This is a genomic window from Pontibacter aydingkolensis (assembly GCF_019443125.1).
GTDB lineage: Bacteria > Bacteroidota > Bacteroidia > Cytophagales > Hymenobacteraceae > Pontibacter > Pontibacter aydingkolensis.
In genome coordinates, this window is the sequence record NZ_JAHYXK010000004.1 from 90,532 (window position 1) to 110,871 (window position 20,340).

The following is a 20,340-nucleotide window of genomic DNA, read 5'->3' on the forward strand; positions in this document are numbered from 1 at the left end:
TTTTTGTGCGAAGCCAACTTTGCCAGATTTATACTTGCTACCTGGTAGCATACGAGCACGAGGTGGCGTTTTGTCTGTAGTTAGTCCCGTAGATATCCACTTTTTAGCTTATCTAAAGTTATAAGCACATAAAGTTAAAGGGATCCTAAATTTAGTGTACCATATCTCCTACTGGCCACGCCAGAACTATCGGTTATTTTAGATTGTGTTAACGTAAAGCTTTTTGTAGTATTTTATAATACTACTTCTAAATACTAGCTTAAAACGCATATAACTTTATTAAGAAGGGTAACTATTTAAAATATTTTACGTGGGCAAAAAACCTGTATAACATTTAAAAAAAGAGCTTATAAAATGTTTCAAGAGTATAAATATATTTATCTTGTATAATTTTTTTTAGAAAATTAACAAAAATGTTAGCAATTGTAAGATTTACCCCCTTATATTTGCAACAACTTATATGTGAATCATTTAGTCAAAAAGCCAAAAGGAAAACTATTACAAAAACGGTTTTAACAACGACCCGGGGATGCGCCAACAGAACCAGGACCTCTTCTTAAAGCCACATTATTAGTAAAATTAAAATTTCAACTTTTAGCCAAAGAAGATGAATTCACTAACCTCTTATTCTCATAAGAGAGCTAGCCAGGTATTTTTTGCCTTCATGCTCACCTTAGTATCATTTATACTATTCCCAATATCAAAATCATTCGCACAGTCTTATAGCGCTCCGATTATCATCACCAAGGGCGGTACCTATACCGGCAATTGGGAGTCAAGAGACTCTGAAGTTCCTGCAGTAGAGATACGTACCACAGAGCCTGTAGTAATTGAGAATTCAAACATACGCGGAGCCGGCTATCTGATCAAAAGCTGGGGCTATGCTGTAAATCTTACCGTGCGCCATACCAAGGGCTATGGCATTCAGCAGACACCATACGTTAATTACAAGAAGCCGCGCCGCTTCGTAACGGTTAACAACTTTACCAACCTGGTTGTAGAAAACTGCTACATGGAAAGCACTGCCGGTATTTACACAGGTACCCGCTACGAAGGAAACGGGTCTCCTTCTAACACGATCAAGGTTCGTTACAACATCGTAAAAAACATTGACGGCCGTGTGTACGGTGGTGCCAAAGAGCACTCCCAGTTCATGCAGTTTAACTTTAAGAACGCAATTGCCCACGCTGAAGTAGCCTGGAATCAGGTAATCAACGAGGCCGGTAACTCCTTAGTAGAAGACAACATCAATATCTACAATACAAAAGGCACGCCTTCTTCACCGATCAAAATCCACAACAACTATATCCAGGGAGCTTACCCTGCTCCGCATACAGGTACAAGTTTTTCTGGTGGCGGTATCATCACCGACGGTGACGGCGACATCAGCACCTGCCCTGCCTACGTTGAAGCACACGATAACCAACTGGTGAACCTGGGCAACTACTCGATGGGCATTGCCGGCGGTAACAACATCCGTTACCACCACAACCGTGCTGTAAGCTCTGCCAAGTTTAAGGACGGCACTAAGTTTGGCATGTATTCTGGTGGACTTTGGAGCAAGGACTATTACAAGAAGAACACCACCTTCGCCAACTCTATCGACAACAACGTAGTAGGTATCACGGCATGGGGCGGATACCCAAGCGACCGTAACGATATCACAGTGCAGGAGCATGCCTCTTTCACAAACAATACACATATCCCGGGCGGAGCCATTACACAGGCTATGGAAGCTGAGGAATTTATCCGCTGGACACTGAAGCTGCAGCAGAACGGCATCGTACTTGGACCAAACGGCTCATCGTCTGCTGCCCCAGCACCAAACCAGGCGCCTATCGTGGCTCTTACTTCTCCTACATCCGGTGCATCATTCGCCTCAGGCAATCCGATCACGCTATCTGCCAACGCTACCGATGTAGATGGAAAAGTAACGAAGGTAGAATATTTCTCAGGGTCTATTAAGTTAGGCGAAGCTGTAACAGCGCCTTATGCTTTTAACTGGGCTAATGCTACGGCTGGTACTTATAATCTTACGGCAAAGGCAACCGATGATAAAAATGCTACCAAAGTATCTGCTGCTGTTTCTGTTACAGTAACTGCCAGTATTGCACAGACTCCTACTCAAAATCAGGTTCCGAGCATTACGATCACATCTCCTAAAGCCAGCGCCACCTTTACGGCAGGTAACGCGATAACTATTACTGCAGATGCAAGTGATACTGATGGAAAGATAAGTAAAGTTGAATTCTTCTCCGGAACAACAAAATTAGGAGAGACCACAACTGCTCCTTATACTTACAGCTGGACCAACGCTACGGCAGGTTCTTACAGCCTCACAGCTAAAGCTACCGACGATAAGGGTGCAACCAAAGCCTCGGCTGCAGTAGCAATTACAGTTGCAGCAGGCCCAACTGCCGGAACCACCCCACCAACTACAGGCACCACTCCGCCAACAAGCGGAACTAATCCACCAACAACCGGGACTACTCCTCCGACTACGGGCACTACTCCCCCGGCAACCGGAACTACTCCTCCATCAGGTGGGTCAACGACAGCTGATCTGGACTATCAGAGTAGAACAGCCTACCCAAATCCTTTCAATGATATTATTGTACTGGATTTAACTGCAAAGAAAGTAGACCTGCAGCGTGTTGTGCTAAAGAACCAGACAGGTAAAATTGTGTACGAAGAGAAAGGCAGCCTTGCACTTGTTAACGACAAACTGGAAATTAACCTTTCAGACACGAAACTTAAGAGCGGTTTATACTACGTTATGTTTACCGACACTACAGGAACTACCGAATCGATTAAGGTTATTAAAGAGTAACCCACAATACATATACAAAAGAGAAAGGCGTCTAAAGTTTAGGCGCCTTTCTCTTTTGTAAGTTTATAAAAGCATCATCTCATTTACTTAACGATTACAACTTTACGGCTTATACTACGGTCAGGTGAAGTAAGTACCAGATTATACAAGCCTGAGCCCAGGTTGACATCAGAAGTAAGTTTGAGTTGAACTACACCTTTAGAGGTAGCCACTACTTCTTTTACCAACACCTTTTTGCCGGTTACATCTGTCAGTGTTAGTCTTGTGGCTTCGCCAGGCAACAGGTCGGTTACGTAAATCCCCATATCACCTCTGTTCGGGTTAGGGAAAACTTCGAAAGTACCGGCGAAATTCTCATTATCTACTATGCCTAATGCATTGCTGCCGCAGTAGCTGCCGTTTCCGCTGTTATAGGTAGCCACAACTTCTTCCGGAAGTATAGCTCTGTTGTATACTTTCAGTTCGTCCAGGTCGCCGGAATAGTGGTAGCCATTGTCCAGTTGCATGTAGCCAACTGTTACAGGCACCTGCCCTTCAAAGCCTTTGGTGTAGAAATAAGTTACTTCCTCCAGCAATACTCCATCTACATAAAGCCTGCTTTTCTGGTTGCTGCCATCTCTTACGGCTGTTATCTGGTGCCATTGGCCATCTGTTAGGCTAGGGCCTTTATCACCCAGGTAAATACCGATATGGTCTACATCCTTTAGCATAAAGATTGCCTGCCCCGTTGTATTCAGACCTACCCACCAATGCATTCTGCTGTTTACAGCATTTCTGCCTATAATCACTGAGTTGGTACCGTTGTTTGTGCTGCTCTTCATCCAGAAACTGATCGTGAAGTTCACGTCTTTGTTCCAGTTAAAGTTAGTCACATTAGCAATATTAAGTCCTGTAGCTGTGCCATTGAACCGCTGTGCCTCGTTAAACTTACCTGGTACTGTTTGCGGACAGGTTTCGCAGTTGGCCGTAGCTGACGATGCAAAATCGCGGTGCTGTTTAGTAGTTTCTGTGTCCAGGCCAAAGTAGTGTACCAGGCCAGGCAGGCAGTTCGACAGGTCAATCTGGCTGGAAGTTCCGACAGTAATCGTGATCGGATCGGAGGTTACTTCGTGCCCTTCGTTGTCATAAGCTTTAGCAGTTATGCTATAGCTACCTGCCGGGGCGCCTGTCCATTCATAGTCAAAAGGAGAAGTATAAGCTGTTCCTATAATACTGCTGCCTTGGTAATATTCTACCCTGTTCCATACCCTACTGGCATCCATAAAACTAACTTTCAATGGGATATGGGTTCCAACTGCAAAGTTGCTGTTGTTCTCGGGAGAGATAACCCTGACTGATTTTACAACACTACCGCCACACTCAGGATATAAATCCACATAATCTGTAGCGGAAAGCCCTCCGGCATCAGTCACTTTAAGGTTGATACGATAAAAGTATATTTCACTGTCGCATCCAATTGGTGTGATGGTGGTGGTGGTTTCGGGGTTATTGTCGATCGGTTCAGGGTGTACGTGTGTATTATGGTGCAGCACCGTTTGCCACTCGTAGGTTAACTGACTGGCATTATGCTCGTTGTCTGTTACAGTGGCCCGCAGGTCGTATACTGTTTTATCAGTTAACGGATACTTGGTGCCTTCTGCCGGGCTGGTTATGTTTACTACAGGGGGAGTATTGTTAACAGAAACCACCAACGTAGCAGTTGAGCTTAGCCCTTCTGCGTCTGTAACTTTTAACTTAACAGTAAACTGCTTTCCTACCTCTAAAGAAGTAAACGTATGGCTAGGGTTGGCTGTGGTTACTTTGGCTGAGCCATCTCCGAAATCCCATTCGTATGTTAGTGCCTGCCCTTCCGCATCTGTAGATTTAGCGCTGCTAAACTGTACTGTAAGCGGACTGGTGCCATACAGTTTATCGGCCTCTGCCACAGCTTTTGGAGGTGTGTTGCCGGCATAGTAAGATACTTTTTTGATTTGCGTGGCGTAGTTGATATAGTATAAACCTCCGGTTACCGGGTTTGTTGCCAGCGCCACAACGTTGGCATCGGAACTGATAAAGTTTTTCACAGTAGTCGGGTTCTCTGCGCCATCAAAAGAAGCATTGCGTATCCAGCCTGCACCATAATCGCCAAAAAAGTATGTGTTCTGATACTCTGCAGGAAAATCGGTACCGGTATACCATATACCTCCGGTTGAGGAGCTTCCGTAAAACTGTGGTCCGGAAACAGGAGAGCCTGCCGCTCCTATTTTAGCAACTGTAGGATTTTCTCCGTCAAATGTACCAACCCGTGCATTAGCAGCCGGTTCTACTCCGTTTCTAACAATATCATTTACCCAATCAATAGCAGGGCGGGCATGCACAAATGTGGGAATATTATCAGGAATTACTTCGTCGTATTTGCAAGGGTTGCCAAAGTATGGCGGTTCTGTTTTTTTAGGAGGTACAATCAGAAACTGGAAATTGATATACTGTTGCGTACAGTTGCCTTGTCCATTTAATGGGTTCGGAGCAAAGGGATTCGGAACTCCTGTGTTTGAATAATATTGCTGTGCCTCAAATCCCTCGTAGATCGGCCATCCAAAATTCATTCCTTTTGCATCCACTACGTTAACTTCTTCCCAACTTTGCCAGCCGGAATCGCCAACATACAGTGTGCCCGGGTGGTTGGCATTACCTGTTCCGGGACGAAGTGTAAACCTAAAAGGATTACGTAAACCTAATGCCCATACTTTAGAGGCGTGCGCATTTGGGGTAGCAGCGTTGTAGAATGGGTTTGAGGGCAAGCCGGCACCTGTTTCCGGATTGATACGCAGCACTTTACCATTAAGCGATTCTACCTGCTGCGATTTAAAGGCTCCAACATCTTCTTTTGCTGTAATTATGCCATCCTGCAAGGCCTGTGGCACATAGGTATCGTTGGGTTGCGTAGGGTCATATCCTTTATCAAGCCAACCTGCAGTGGCACCATCGCCGGTAGAAATAAGAAGAGAACCGTCTTCTCCAAAGATTATTGAGCCCACACCATGCGATTCGTATAAGATCGGAATGCCTGTGGCAGGAGTTTCGCCTAAAAGAACTTTGCGGCTGCTCATGTCGGCAGTTTTGCGGTTACTGGATGTATAACGGGTTACGCGGCCAATTGTGGCATCAAAGTATGCGTTTGCAGAAGCACTGTAGCTGCCTTTGCCAAAGTGCATCAGGTGGTGGCGGTCTACTACATACAGTAGGTAAAAGTAGCCATTGGTCTCAAAATTCGGATCCAGGGTAAAGCCCAGCAAACCATGGTCACCCCAGTCGCCTACTTCTTCGCTTATGTCAATCAATGGTGTAGGTAGCCGCTGTCCGTTTTCTACAATCCATACTTTACCGCCTTTCTCCCAGACAAACATACTGTTACCATCATTCGAAAAGGTAAGCCCTACTGCTGCATTCCACTGGCCTCCTATTTCTTCTTCCACAAAGCCAGTGGGCTGTGCATAGGTTATCTGGCCAGACCATATTATAAAAATCAGGGCTATACAGCTCTTTAATGCAAAAAAGGTATAGCTATGCAAATATCTTGAAAGGGAATTATTTGAATGAAAGCACGATTCTTTGCTTGACCACACTTTGTAAAATTGCGTCATAATTTACTCGATAAAAATAAAATTAGAGGCAAACAGATATTGCCAAATTACACTTGCAGGTTATAATGATTTTCCAGAAGCGAAACCTGTAATGATCATAGGTGTATACAGATTTTGTTATATTGTAATACGCTTGCGCCAAGGCTTAGTTATATAAACATAAAACCATTAAGTTTAACTATACTAACACCAAAACCCTTGTAGAAGTTATTATCTTAAAATTACCAGCTTACGGCTAAGTGTCTTTTTAGCGGTTATAACAGACACATTATAAACACCTGACCTAAAGTTATCGGAAACCGGCACCATGAATTGTAAGCTACCATTAGGACTGACTGTAAGTGACTCATGTGCCAGGGTCCTTCCTTTGAGATCAGAAACATACACCTGCACCTGTTCTTCTTTTGGAAGGTTGGAGATTTCTACAGATACTTCGTCGCCTGGTTTTGCAGGGTTTGGATAAAGTATAAAAGTAGATGCAATGGGTCCGCCGTGTTCAATGATTACAATATTAGAATAAGTAAAAGCACCGTTTACCTTATTGATCTTAAGGCGATAGTAGGATCTATCCTGAAGTGGGTCTGCATCGATATGCTTATAATCTACACGCACATTGCTATTTCCTGTGGCTGCAACTTCTCCGATCTTTTCAAAAAATTCTCCGTTTTCGGAACGCTCTACTTCGAAGCTCTTCATATCGGCTTCTGCAGCAGTTGCCCAGTCAAGGTATACACTTCCGTTACGGTACTCACCTGTAAAACTGATAAGCTCTGTAATGGCATCGTATACTTCCTGGTAGCGTCTTTTAATTTCTTCCGGCGAAAGTACGCGGCCAAAAAGCTTTACCTCATCCAGGTCACCCTCGTAGTGGTACCCTTGGCCTGATTGAAGATAGCCCATCGTTACTGGCGCTACACTTTCAAAACCATACCGGTGGTTAAAAGAACCTGATGCGCGCTGCTCACCGTCTACATACAGTAAGGTAGTGCCAGTACCACCGTTGCGCACCGCCACAATCTGGTGCCATTTGCCATCATTCAGTATTGGACCGCTGTTACCTACATAAACCCCTTCATACATAAAATCCAGCAAGTTGAAGCCAGCTTGCCCGTTACCATCCACGCCTACCCACCAATGCACACTAGACTCAGGAGCGTTTCTGCCAAGTAGTACCCTGTTGCCGGCAGTACTTCCGGTAGTACGCATCCATAACTCTATACTAAAACTAGCTTTTGATGCCCAGTCGAAGTTACGGCCCTGGTCTACTATCAGTTTGTCGTCTTTTCCATCAAAATGCTGTGCACCTGATACGGCACCATTCACTGGTTTTGGTTTAAAATCACCGTCGGTGGTGGCATCGAATGGCGTATAAAAATCTTTGTACCTGGTTCCGCCGGTTTCGTTCAGCATCCAGTGGTGCACCAGGCCGGCAGCCTCTCCAATATCTTTTTTAACTTCTATCTTAAAGCTTTGCGTAGCCTTGCCATTACTGTTTGTAGCTTCTACAGTTACATCAAAATTACCAGCGGAGGCAGGTGTCCAGGTTATTTCTCCTGTTGCGGAGTTAATAGTTAATCCAGCCGGGCCTGTTACCAGACTAAAAGTTGGCGCCGGCTTACCTGTTGCATTTACATCGTAGATATAGTTTTGTCCAACCACACCAAAAGTAAGCGGATCTGAAACAATGGCAGGCTTTACTAGTTCAGGACCACAATAGTTGCCCATTCCCTTATTGTAGCGTTCCCGCATTTCAGGCTCTTCCAGGGCGCGGTTGTACACCATTATTTCATCCAGTTTGCCGTTATAGCGGTATTTATTGTCCAGGTTAAGGTATCCGATGTTTACAGGCGATATACTTTCGAAATTACCTGGGTAATCAAACTCGAAATTGCCCACGGCAAAGCCATCTACATACAGTTTATTTCGTCTTACACGTCCGTCTCTTACAATAGCTACATGGTGCCATTTGCCATCGTTTACCTTTACGCCGTCGTGCCCCATTACAAAGCCATTTCGCAGCCTGTCACGCAGCTCAAAAAGCACATATCCATTTGGGTCCACCCCAATCCACCAGATCATTTGGGAATCAGTGGCGTTGCGGCCTATCATGATGCGGTTTGTGGAAGAGTTTCCCGATACCTGCATCCATAGCTCTATGGTAAAATCGCTGTTAGGTCCCCATTCAAAATTAGATATGGAAGTAATGTCAAGACCGTCATTGGAACCATCAAACTGATGTGCGCCTGCAAATAAGCCGTCTGTTGGTGTGGGGCAGTCTGAGCAATCCGCGGTAGTGGCAGATACATAATCTTTATAGGCGGTGGTACTGGTTTTTTCGTCCATCCCAAAATAGTGCACTAAGCCGGTGGGGCACTGCCCATTGGTCTGCGCAAAGACAGTACTGCTGCCTGAAAGAAGTATAGAAAATATAGATACCTTTAACAGGGCGGCTAAAAGAAATGATTTCATAAGGGTATAAGAGCTACTTGGCCTTGCTTCGCTACGCTTATTGCCCCGTCTGAAAGCTCTGTAGTTATATATCATGGGTAAGTAAAGTCTAGTTGAAATCCGATGCCAGCCAGCGTTAAAATATTAAATGCACTGTGGCAGGTGCATTCGGGAAATTATTGGCTGCAAACGCTTGTAAAACTACAGGGCAAGCCTGCCCTGAAACCTGAATTAGATTATTAGAATTTAGTTATATTACGTCAATTAATACGCTAGGTTCCGTACCGGTTGCCAAAGCTTTCTCACTGCATAAAACCCTGCTAAATATTTACGCATCAGCAACTTCTGTGCACTTGTTTTCAATTGTATCGGTGCGTTGTATCCTCTAAGGTTATACTTTGCTTATACTTACCAAAGCAAAAACTGCTTTCCTGTATCTTCGCCTTTCAGTTTCCTAAGGCTGTAAACCAATGCGACCTCGTTGGTGGCTTTGCTGATGTAGCGGGCATCCTGTACCGGGGTCTCATAAGCATAGTGTAAGCTAAGCTGGTTTAATCGTATGCCGGCTGTGAGGTTATAGGCTACGTCGTTTCTGTAACCTGCCCCTATCCAAAGCAAGTTTTGGTAAACCGCTTTAACCTGCCCTTCAATAGTGGCTGCCTGGTCGCTGTCATACTGGTAAATTCCGTTTACTGTCATGCCAAGCTGGTTGGTAATGTGGGTGCGATAGCCTGCCTGTACAATGTGCTTGCGGGTGTAAAAGCCTTTCAGGTAACCGTCGCCGGTAGTTAGTAGTTTGCCTTTGGTTATATCCTGCATGGCATAACCCACATAAAATTTTTCGGCAGACAAGGCCATTCCTAAGTTGATATCCGCTTTGCCGATGCGGTTGCTGTGCCCGAGCAAGTTGGTATACTTCGGGTCGTTTTCCTGGTCCACGGTCAGGCGGTTCCCATCGAGGAATTGGCTGCTGTAGGTTAGCGCTGTACCCCATCGCATACTCAACGACTCCGATAGCCGCACTGCTGAGCCATAGCTAAGGAAAAGCTGTGTTTCTTTGGATGGACCAAACTGATCGTGCAAGACAGAAAGCCCTATCGCATGTTTTGCACTTATACTTTTAAGGTAATCGCCGTCGCCCTGACTATCAAACTTGTAACCTTTTGTATCTCCTATACTTTTAAGATCGAGTTCGGCGGTTGCAAGTATGGTTTTGGGCGCATCTTCAAAGCCTGTCCACTGGTTGCGGTACAGGGTTTGAACTACCGAGCCCTCAAAACCTGTAAAAGCCGGGTTAAAGTATTGCTGATACTGGGAAAAGCTGGCCATCTGCTTTCTGTTTTGCGCCATGGCATTGAAAGCTAATATCATTAAGCAGCAGGATACAAGTATAAATCTTTGCATAAAACTCTATTTAAGTACTGTCACTACCCCTTTTTGTACATGCCCTAAATCCTTTACCTGGATGATATAGAAGTAGGAGCCCTGCACGATTTTCCCGTCTTTACCTTTGCCATCCCATCCTTCTTCGGGGTTAACAGTATGGAACAGGCGTGTACCGGCGCGGTCAAATATCTCTATCTCTATGTTATTGTAGTACCTTAGCTCAGGCACTGTCCAGGTATCGTTTATCCCGTCACCGTCTGGCGAGAAGGCATTTACCAGTTTAATGTCAGGTTTGTTGAACGGAGTTTTAGTAAGTATAAACTCCCTGGCAATCACATTCTGGTAAGGGTCCATACTTTGCACGCGTATACTAAACCTGGTTTGTCCGGATAAGCCCTTGTTTGACTTGAGATGCAGTTTGTTACCGCCCAATACTTCGAACAGGTTGTTATCTCCATCTCCCTGCCCAGCCGCCAAAGTATAGGTAAACTCTGTGTCGTCGGGGTCTGTGGTAGCGAAAGAGCCTACTACTTCGGTTGGCAGAATATCAGGTTTAAAGGTATCAGAACTTAATGTAAGCGCAGTTGGTGCTTTGTTTGGCTCTACCTCTATGGTTATACTTGCCCTTCTGTTTTCTGTATTATAGGTTTTAGGAGCCTGCTGCAGTATACCTTCCAGCACATAAATACCAGGTGCAATGCCGTTGTAATTACCTTTTTGCCATATTACGTTAATACTTTCCTGCGCTTGCGTGGCATAGGTTACCTTTACTTTTTCTGGTAACCGCAACTGGTCAAAACCTGTCCGGAATGGCACTTTTATACTTGAAGGCTGCTCTACGGCAATTATGTTTTTCGTGATCTTCTCTACCTGTGCTGTTACAGCCTCGCCTTTGTTGCCAGCCTCATCCACCAGGTAAAGCGATACGGTTAGCGTACCATCCTGCAAACCAGATACATCAATATTTAAGATGTTGAACTCTGTTGCGGTTACAGTAGCATTTCCAGTTACTGTATCGCTTCCGTTTTGGCTGCTGATGGTGTAAAAATAAGTGGCATCGGTTTCAGCACCAGTTACCGCTAGGGCTATACTTTCCTGGTTTGTAACATTTACCAGATCAACTGCAAACTGTATGGTATACTTGTCGGGTGCGGTGGCATCGTAAAGTATATCCAGCACATTGGAGGCAGTGTTGCCGTTTGTAGCGGCATCGTGTACCCTGTTCTCCGGTAGCTGTACTTTTATACTTCCATCGTTGCCAGGCGTGATCAGGGCTTTGTACTCTGTATCGTTTACCTGCTCCAGGTTACCGCCAGTAGCGTTTGTAACAGCAACTGCAGCCAGGCTAAAGTCTGTTACCGGCTCGCTTAGCTTGATAACTAAAGTAAAAGGCTTGTTAGTAGGCGATGCTGCGTTTGTACTAAGTATGATATCGGGACGTGAATCATCATACCTTAGCCTGATCTCATTAGAGGCTGTATTACCGTTTTGAGCTATGTCTGTTACGTTATCTGCGGCTACTAAAATACGTACCTCGCCGCTTGAAGCTGGTGTGATAAGCAAAGTATAAGTAAGATCATTTACTTTACTAAGCTGCGATGCAGCACCATTCTCAACGGTTACATCGTTCAGTTCGAAACCGGTAACGGGCTCGCTAAACTCAACTTTTAGGGTAAACGGCTTATTTATCGGGTCTGTGGCTTCGGTGCTTAAGGTAACTACAGGAGGCAGGCCATCAAACGTGCGCTTGTAAACAGAAGAGGCTACATTGCCGTTGCCGGCGGCATCAAACGCCTTACCGGCTTGCACGCTTATACTTAACTCTCCGTCTGCTACAGGCGAAACCAGTAAAGTATAAACCTTCGCATTTTGTGCTGTAAAGTTGGATAATGCTGCATTTACAGCCGTTACATCTCCTACCTCAAAGCCGGTTACATTTTCTGAGAAAGTAAAAGTTACTGTAAACGCCTCTTTGGTGATAGCAGGTGCATCTGAGTTTATACTTAGCTGTGGCCTTGTGCCGTCGTAGGTTACCTCCAGTGGTTCAGAGGCTTTATTTGCATTACCGGCCAGGTCGGTTGCTTTATTGGCAGCCAGGCTCAGCCGCACCAGGCCGTCGGCTGTTGGTGTAACCGTAGCTTTATAGGTGGTGCTGTTTATACTTGCCAGGTTGCTAAGCGTAGCGTTGGTTACAGTAAAATCTGTTGGTGCCAAACCGTACACTTGCTCCGTAAACTTTATCTCCACCTCAAAGGCATCTTTCACAGGCGATGTTTGTGCCGAGGCAACTGTGACTGCCGGTGCTGTTAAATCAATGGTTACGGTAAAATCTGCGCTGAGCTGGCTGGTGTTGCCGGCGGCATCGGAGGCAGTGGCTGTAAATATATAGTTACCCTCAGCCAGTTTGGTTGCAGTATAATCAAATTCCCAGTTACCGGAAGCTGTTGCCATGGTTTGACCTATTGCGTTTCCATCTCTGTAAAGCGCCACCGTAGCGCCCGCTTCTGCCGTACCTTTTAGCAACAATTCGCTGTCAGAAGTAATCTGGTCATTATTTACCGGGCCTCTATCTTCGGTTATACTTGCCAGCAGAGGTGCTGCAGGTGCCTGTGTGTCTACTGTCCAAGTGTACGTGGCAGGTGTATTGTCTTTGTTACCGGCGGCATCTACTGCCCTCACTGCCAACGTGTGGGCTCCGTCCTCTAAGTTGCTTAACGTATAAGGGTTTGTTACTTCTGCATAAGCCCCTCCGTTTATACTTGCTTCATACTTCACATCGGCCTCGTTGCTGGTAAAAGTAAACCGGGCGGTTGTCTGGTTGGTAAGCACATCCGGTTTGGTGGCAATAGTTGTTTCCGGGGCTTTGGTATCGATAGTGAATGTGCGAACAGCGCTGGCATTGCCTGTGTTGCCGGCGGCATCGGTTGCTCTGGCTGTTATTTGCAGAGTGCCGTCGGCTAGTGCTGTGGCCGGGGTAAAGCTCCAGTTGCCATCTGCTCCTGCTGTGGTGGTGCCAAACTGGGTAGATTCATTGTATACCGTTACAGTTGCGTTTGCCTCTGTCGTGCCTGTTATAGTTGGTTTACCTGTGTTTAAAAGTGCGTCTTCTGCAGGAGTTAACACAAGAGGGGCTGCTGGCGCTTTGGTATCAATGGTCCAGGTATAAGTGGCTGGAGTTTCGTCTATATTACCGGCTGCATCTTTGGCTTTTACGGCAATGGTATGCTCTCCATCGGCTAAGCTGTTGATCGTATAAGGGTTGGATACCTGCACAAAAGCGGCTCCGTTTATACTTGCCAGGTAAACAACACCCGTCTCGTTGCTCGAAAAGCTGAACGTTGCTGAGTTGCTATTGGTAAGTGCATCTGGCTTAGATACGATGGTTGTTTCAGGGGCCTGAGTATCTGGTGGACTAACAACCTGAACGTTCAGCAGCTTGTTTAGCTCTGTGTACCAAACCGGTGCCATTTTATCGTAGCCTGCCTGCGTAGGGTGTAGCGGGTCTGCCATATCTCCTCCGTCCGTAGACCACTTGTAAATGATGCCTGCCCCATCCTGCATATCTACAAGTATAAGGTTATCGCCATTGGCCTGGCGCCGCTGCACCATAGGCTCCATTTTTCTGTTGTAGGTGATCGTGGCTTCAGCCTCTGCAGGGGTATAGCAGTTTGTACTGTAAACAAATACATCATTATAGCATACACGCTTGATGATCTTGGCCAGAATAACAGTCACATCTTTACCGGATGTGTTTTCATACTTTTCGATCTCATTCAGTACCCCTTCCAGCCTGGCAATGGCGGCATCAGACCCATCTGCATTATTGGTGCCGATGTGAAGCAGTATAATATCCGGCTGGTACTCCTGTAGGTAAGTAAGACCCTGGCTGTTAGTGGTTCCTCCGTAGCTTCTATCCCTAAGCAGGTCTGAAATATTCTGGATGGTGGCGCCGCCAAAGCCGGCATGATCTATATCAGTGGCAAAATTACTGCCTGAGCGCTGGCTGCCCACAAAGTCATACTTTCCGTTAGAGGCCGATGCATTCAGCAGTTGTGCCAGTTTAGCCCTGTAAGAGATTTTAATGTTTGCGCTCTGAGAGCCGCTTCCTCCTTCGGTATTAGAATCGCCGAGGGGCATAATGTTAAATACTTTGTTTTGCGCATGTGTGGTGGCATTTACTACAGCGCTATAACCCGACTCATCGCTGTTATTTATGGTTTTGATCCGGTAGTATACTTTCTGGTTATAGTATAAACCGGTGTGCCTGAAACTTCGCTCTGCGACACTAAAAGTCTTTAATGGCACAAAAGTTTCTGCAATTCCAGTGTTAGACATTTCCAGCACATAGCCGGTAGCGTTGGAAACAGGAGTCCAGGTAAGACGGATTGCCCCCACCAAAGATGGTTTAGCCTGAAGCTGAGGCGCATCCAACCTGTAGGCAGAAGTATAACTTTTTACCGAAGAAGCCCGGAAGGCTTCGGCATCAAAAGAGGACAGGGATACTAATAATAACAGAAGAAAAGGGTGTATTAACTTCTGTAGGTAGATGTTTTGCATACTTACAGTTTGTTCGGAGTTAATTCGCAAGCCCACTCCTTAACGGTTTTTAAAGTATAAGGTTATAGAGATATTCGTACATTAAGCCTGCTTTTTTTCTCCGGCAACTTATCTGCCACAGGGCTATATTCATCGCATAATCCTTCTATAACTGTGTTTCTATATTCTTTTGAAAAAATATTTGTGAAAACATCAAACCTTTTCACCCAATTTCTATATAACTGAATAAAGCAGCGGCTATGCCATTGCTTTACTACTGATGACCGAACTATACTACTGGCGCAGGTAACTGGCACCAGGGTATGCAGCACCTTGTTTTATACAAGCACCCTTAATTGAGTTTATATGTTATTTAACTCTACTGAATTTTTCATATTCTTTCCGGTAGTAGTTACGCTCTACTTTCTTACCTCACCCAACAGAAGGTGGCTTATACTTTTATTGGCTAGTTATTACTTCTACGCCTCCTGGAAACCTGCCTACACCATCATTTTAATGGTTTCTACCCTGATAGATTATTTCTGCAGCAGAGCCATGGGCAGGTATGAAGATGAGCAGAAACAGAAGCGCAAGCCATTCTTATTTATCAGTTTGCTCTCTAACCTGGGCATTCTGCTATTGTTTAAGTACTATAATTTTTTTAACGACAGTGCGGCAGACATAGCCAATGCCTTAGACATGACCTATGCCATGCCAGCCTTTGAACTGCTGCTGCCTATGGGTATCTCGTTCTATACTTTCCAGACCATGAGTTACAGTATAGATGTGTACCATGGCCGCATTAAGCCAGAAAGGCACCTGGGCGTGTTTGCACTGTTTGTTACCTTTTTCCCGCAGCTGGTGGCAGGGCCTATCGAGCGCGCCGGCAACTTGCTGGGCCAACTGCACCAAAGCCACGATTTTAACTATTACCGTGTAGTGGCCGGCCTGAGACGCATGGCCTGGGGCTTTTTTAAGAAAATTGTGATCGCTGATAACCTGGCCCTGATGGTAAACCAGGTATACAATAACCCGACAGATTTCGACGGCATATCTTTTGCCATTGCCACTGTTTTCTTTGCTTTCCAGATCTATTGCGATTTCTCTGGCTACTCCGATATAGCGATAGGCGCTGCCCAGGTAATGGGTTTCAGGCTGATGGAAAACTTCAGGAGCCCATACTTTGCCAAGTCCATTTCTGAATTCTGGGGCCGCTGGCACATTTCACTGTCAACGTGGTTCCGGGATTACCTATACATACCGCTGGGAGGTAACCGTGTTGTAAAATGGCGCTGGTATTATAACTTATTCATCACTTTTCTGATCAGTGGCTTGTGGCACGGGGCTAACTGGACCTTCGTGATCTGGGGTGGCCTGCACGGTTTTTACCTGGTATTTGCCATACTTACGGCCAGGCAACGCGAGGCATTAGCGCAAACAACCGGCCTTGCCAACCATCCACAGCTGATGAAGTGGGCACAAGTGCTGAGCGTATTTGCACTGGTATGCTTTTCCTGGATATTCTTTCGTGCCAATTCTCTGGCAGATGCCCTTTATATTATCGGACACATGTTTAGTGGTTTAGGTAACATAAGCGAAGCACTAGCCAATGTGCCCCATACTGTGTTCATGGACCAGGGGCTGAAGGTATTTGCTGTGTCAGTTCTGGCTATTATACTGATGGAGATCGTACACCTGATACAGCGCAATGGCAGTGTGTCGCAGCTTATTATGCAGCGGCCTGCATGGGTTCGATGGAGCGTATATTATATAGCCATTATTGCGATGCTGCTGTTCGGACAGTTTGGTAACCAAGAGTTTATTTATTTCCAGTTTTAGCGCATGAAGAGTATGAAGGATAAAGGAGTAAAAAGGCTTTTAGGAAAATTAACCCTGCTGATGCTGCCTTTTCTTATCTGGCCTTTAATAGAAGTATTATTTCTACCGATGAACTTCTTCACGTTCCGGATCTGGGAGACTATATCCGTAAACAAGATGCTGGTGATGTCGGGACCATTTTACCCGAACATGCACCTGAAGATGGAGGAAGAAGGCGAACTTGCGCCGCACACGCCATACGCTGAAAAAAGAGTGGTAGAGTGGTACACTGATGCCTATGGTTATCGCAACCGAGATCTTAAATGCGATGTACTACTTATCGGAGATTCAAACATTACAGGTGCCAAGTTATCGCAGGACGAAACGTTGGCCGAAGTACTGGAACGCCAGTTAGGCAAAGATGTGTATTCCTTCGCACCGGCCACTGTAAACCGTTTTCTGGCTACAGACCGCTTCATTGAAACACCTCCGGAACTGGTTATTGTATCCAGTATTGAGCGTAGAATTCCGGAGTTGCCACCTGTTGGCGCAAACGGTTTAAACTCAAAGCTGCGCAATGCCTCTGGCAATCTCATTAGCTCTTCTCAAGCACTTACCTGGATGGCCGTAACAGCAGACCGCATTTCAAAGCTGGGGCTTTACCATAAAACACTGGCAAATCTCGAAAGGTCTTTCGGAAAGAAAGAGTATATTAGCTATAACAACGAGTTCTTTATTGAAGGTGACACCGCTAACCGAACCTTTAGCGAAGAAGAGATACAGTACATTGCTGATGTGCTGGAAGGCTATAAAAAGGCACTGGAAGAGCGCGGTATAAAGTTTATATTTATGCCCATCCCTAATAAGGAAAACATATATTATGAGTTGCTGCCCTCTAAAAAGAAACCTGACTTTTTGCCCAGGCTAATGGCTGAGCTGCAAAAACGAAAAATAGACGCCGTAGACCTTCAAACTAACTTTGAAGACCTCTACCAGCGCAAACATGTTTCGCTATACCCTGCCGACGACGCACACTGGAACGATGTGGCTGTGAAAGTAGCCGCAGGGTTGGTAACAGCGCGTTTGCAAGGCGATGTACCCGACAAGAATAAAGATTCGAATTTTTTTGTAAAGTATTCTGATTAAAAACGTATGCAACTAATAGTTTATACTATTAAGCATTGCCTATATAAATTATAAACAATCCAGACCCGTTCTCATGACTATAAAAACCTTTTACCGAAAAGGAGTAAAACGCGCTAAAAAGATACTAGGCCGTATTGTTCCTTACAACTCGCAGTATAAACCCGGCGGTGTATGTAACATTAATATTGAACAGCCAAACCGCAACAACCCGCGTGAGATAACAGTGCACCATGTGTACCCCAAATACGAGACTAAACTCAAGATCTCAGAGGATTTGTATCATGCCTGCTCTGAATACTGGAAGCCAAAACGCCAGGTAAGCACCAATTATATGGTGGTAGAAGTACCAAACGGGAGAGTGTATACTGATAATGAAAGTAGTGTAGCTATAATTTCACGCTATAACAGGGTAATTGAGAACGTATCCCTGAGTCTGGTAAGTGGAAAAGTAACAGAGCCTAACCTAAACAACATTTTTGAACAGCGTTACTTTACCGTACCCGAAAAGTATAACGGCACTGTTTTTTCGCTGTTAACAGGCGGGGCTGGCATAAACAATATAGGGCATTGGTTTATAGATGTGCTGCCACGCCTGCACTTGCTCCGCAAAAGCGGCCTCTATAACAAAGTTGACTGGTTTCTGATGCCAAGTCTGCGTTACGATTACCAGGTTGAAACACTGGAATTGCTTGGTATACCACTGTCTAAAGTAATAGAAGGAGACAAACACCCGCACATTTCTGCTGATTGCATTATAGCATCTACTGCACCGAGAGGCAACCATACATTAATACCGGACTGGATGTGCACTTATTTACAGGAGTCGTTTATGCCTTATGCAGAAGAAGAAAGCGACCTGATTACCCCGGAAACGCCTTACCTCTACGTTAGCCGCAGTGACTCAGACATTCGTAATGTTTTAAACGAAAAGGAACTGCTCGAATCGCTGGAGCCTTATGGGTTCAGAACAGTTGTATCCAGCAAATTAAGTATCCGCGAAAAGATCAAGCTCTTCTCCAGGGCAAAAGTAGTTATGGGTGCCACCGGGGCTGGCCTGATTAGCATGTTCTTTTGCAAACCAGGCACTAAAATGATTGAGATATTTAACGAGGGGTTTGTAATAGAGCCTTTCTACGACATTGCAACCAAACTTAACCTTGATTACGAATACATGATCTGCAGGAACAGGCGTAAAGTAAAAAACGCCACCCAAGGGCAGCGTGAGCATTTATTTGTGGAAACTGATAAGGTGCTTGCTATACTTGAGAGAATGGAACAAGAAAACCGGAAATCTACCAAACAGGCTGAAGTAGCTTAAAAAGTACCCTAATCATATTTAAAGGCTTGCTTCTGTTGCTAAGGCACCTGAGGCAAGCCTTTCTTTTTGCCCCATAGCAGACTGGTAGATTTGAATGATTAAGTTATAGTTAGCCTCCGGTGTGAAGTGCTGTTCATAAGTTGCGCGCGCGTTTTTTCCTAACTCGTCTGCCAACACAGGGTTCTGCTCCAGCGCCTCTACCTGTTCAGCGAGTTCCTCTGCCTGCTGCGGTGTATAGTGCAGGCCGTTATATTTATGCTGCACAAGGTGTGCCGCGCCTCCTATTTTAGACGCAATAACAGGGGTTCCGGTAGCAAAGGCCTCTATAATGGTCATGCCAAAGGTCTCCATCCATTCCGACGGAAAAATTAAAGCCTTTGCTTTTTTTAGCAGCTGCATGGCTTCTTCGCGCTTCCGGAATCCGAGGTATTCTACACCCGGTTGTTTTATTGCCTGCTGTTCTACTATACTTCTGAGCGGGCCATCGCCTACAATTTTGAGGTTAAACGGGTGCAACTGCTGGGCTTTTAACAGGGTCTCAATGCCTTTTTCGGGAGTTAGCCTGCCAATATACAGGTAATAATCTTCCCGGTTCTCGGTTCCTATGCCCATTTCTTCGCTAAAATTAGGCTTAACAACTACCTGCTCCGGCTTCAGATTCAGCGATGAGTTCAGGAAAAGGTCGGCAGCACCCGGGGTGAGCACAATAAATTTAGCTACTTTTTTACGCCAGGTACCTAACATTTTATGTAGCCCGGTAGCCAAAACTATGGAGGCCGTCTGGAAAGCTGAATTGCGGTATACTTTTTTACGAATGGCCTCTAAAGGAAAAATCTTATGAACGTTTCCCAACTGTACTTTGCCGTCGTAATGCAGCAGCGCACTCGGGCAGATCAGGCGGTAATTATGCAGCGTCATCACCACTGGTACTTTATACTTGTGGCAAATGTAAAATACCGCAGGCGATACCAATGGGAAGAAATTGTGGACATGCACCACATCCGGCCTAAAAGCATTTAACTCATTTTCGATTATCTCAGCGCTTTTGCGGTTATATATTACACCAAAGGCAGCTTCGATTTTTTGCTTTATACTTTTTACCTCGCTGTTGGAAAACGTCAGCCTCCTGACCTCATGCCCATGTTCCTCCAACAGGTTTGCCTCCGCAAAAAAAACGGTGTCTTCGCCGCCTGCTTCTTTATAATGGTTATGGATGATAAGGATGCGCATGTAAA

At 45.3% G+C, this 20,340-nt stretch carries 9 protein-coding genes; 4 read left to right on the forward strand and 5 right to left on the reverse strand.

Annotation, left to right across the window (positions count from 1 at the left end):
- Nucleotides 1-607 precede the first annotated feature (607 nt).
- A complete protein-coding gene (locus K0O23_RS06580; protein ID WP_219876608.1) occupies nt 608-2,830 on the forward strand; it encodes an Ig-like domain-containing protein in 2,223 nt (740 codons plus the stop codon).
- An 83-nt stretch (nt 2,831-2,913) separates the two neighbouring features.
- On the opposite strand, the gene K0O23_RS06585 is transcribed toward K0O23_RS06580, so the two are convergent.
- The 4 genes from K0O23_RS06585 to K0O23_RS06600 all read right to left on the reverse strand — a co-directional run bounded on the left by K0O23_RS06585 (nt 2,914) and on the right by K0O23_RS06600 (nt 14,844).
- Entirely contained in the window at nt 2,914-6,285 is a 3,372-nt protein-coding gene (locus tag K0O23_RS06585; RefSeq protein WP_219876609.1) for a PQQ-dependent sugar dehydrogenase, read from the reverse strand.
- A 378-nt stretch (nt 6,286-6,663) separates the two neighbouring features.
- The gene (locus tag K0O23_RS06590) at nt 6,664-8,922 is read right to left on the reverse strand and encodes a LamG-like jellyroll fold domain-containing protein (RefSeq protein ID WP_219876610.1); all 2,259 of its coding nucleotides are present in this window, start codon (nt 8,920-8,922) and stop codon (nt 6,664-6,666) included.
- Nucleotides 8,923-9,309: 387 nt separating this feature from the next.
- A complete protein-coding gene (locus K0O23_RS06595) occupies nt 9,310-10,305 on the reverse strand; it encodes a PorP/SprF family type IX secretion system membrane protein (RefSeq protein ID WP_219876611.1) in 996 nt (331 codons plus the stop codon).
- Nucleotides 10,306-10,311: 6 nt separating this feature from the next.
- Complete coding sequence (locus K0O23_RS06600) at nt 10,312-14,844, reverse strand: Ig-like domain-containing protein (protein ID WP_219876612.1); 4,533 nt, start codon at nt 14,842-14,844, stop codon at nt 10,312-10,314.
- 345 nt (nt 14,845-15,189) lie between these two features.
- Between K0O23_RS06600 and K0O23_RS06605 the strand changes: the two genes are divergently transcribed.
- From K0O23_RS06605 to K0O23_RS06615, 3 genes are all read left to right on the forward strand, one after another.
- Nucleotides 15,190-16,662, forward strand: coding sequence for an MBOAT family O-acyltransferase (locus K0O23_RS06605; protein ID WP_219876613.1), 1,473 nt, complete (start codon nt 15,190-15,192; stop codon nt 16,660-16,662).
- Between the two features lie 12 nt (nt 16,663-16,674).
- Nucleotides 16,675-17,787, forward strand: a complete 1,113-nt coding sequence (locus tag K0O23_RS06610) for an alginate O-acetyltransferase AlgX-related protein (protein WP_219876614.1) — start codon at nt 16,675-16,677, stop codon at nt 17,785-17,787.
- 73 nt (nt 17,788-17,860) lie between these two features.
- Entirely contained in the window at nt 17,861-19,105 is a 1,245-nt protein-coding gene (locus K0O23_RS06615; protein ID WP_219876615.1) for a glycosyltransferase family 61 protein, read from the forward strand.
- An 18-nt stretch (nt 19,106-19,123) separates the two neighbouring features.
- On the opposite strand, the gene K0O23_RS06620 is transcribed toward K0O23_RS06615, so the two are convergent.
- A complete protein-coding gene (locus K0O23_RS06620; protein WP_219876616.1) occupies nt 19,124-20,335 on the reverse strand; it encodes a glycosyltransferase family 4 protein in 1,212 nt (403 codons plus the stop codon).
- Between the last annotated feature and the right edge of the window lie 5 nt (nt 20,336-20,340).

What these genes read in the sequence shown, in the direction of transcription:
- K0O23_RS06595 (WP_219876611.1), bottom strand. Translation starts at nt 10,305, where the DNA reads ATGCAAAGATTTATACTTGTATCCTGCTGCTTAATGATATTAGCTTTC.
- K0O23_RS06620 (WP_219876616.1), bottom strand. Translation starts at nt 20,335, where the DNA reads ATGCGCATCCTTATCATCCATAACCATTATAAAGAAGCAGGCGGCGAA.
- K0O23_RS06605 (WP_219876613.1), top strand. Translation starts at nt 15,190, where the DNA reads ATGTTATTTAACTCTACTGAATTTTTCATATTCTTTCCGGTAGTAGTT.
- K0O23_RS06600 (WP_219876612.1), bottom strand. Translation starts at nt 14,844, where the DNA reads ATGCAAAACATCTACCTACAGAAGTTAATACACCCTTTTCTTCTGTTA.
- K0O23_RS06580 (WP_219876608.1), top strand. Translation starts at nt 608, where the DNA reads ATGAATTCACTAACCTCTTATTCTCATAAGAGAGCTAGCCAGGTATTT.
- K0O23_RS06590 (WP_219876610.1), bottom strand. Translation starts at nt 8,922, where the DNA reads ATGAAATCATTTCTTTTAGCCGCCCTGTTAAAGGTATCTATATTTTCT.
- K0O23_RS06610 (WP_219876614.1), top strand. Translation starts at nt 16,675, where the DNA reads ATGAAGGATAAAGGAGTAAAAAGGCTTTTAGGAAAATTAACCCTGCTG.
- K0O23_RS06615 (WP_219876615.1), top strand. Translation starts at nt 17,861, where the DNA reads ATGACTATAAAAACCTTTTACCGAAAAGGAGTAAAACGCGCTAAAAAG.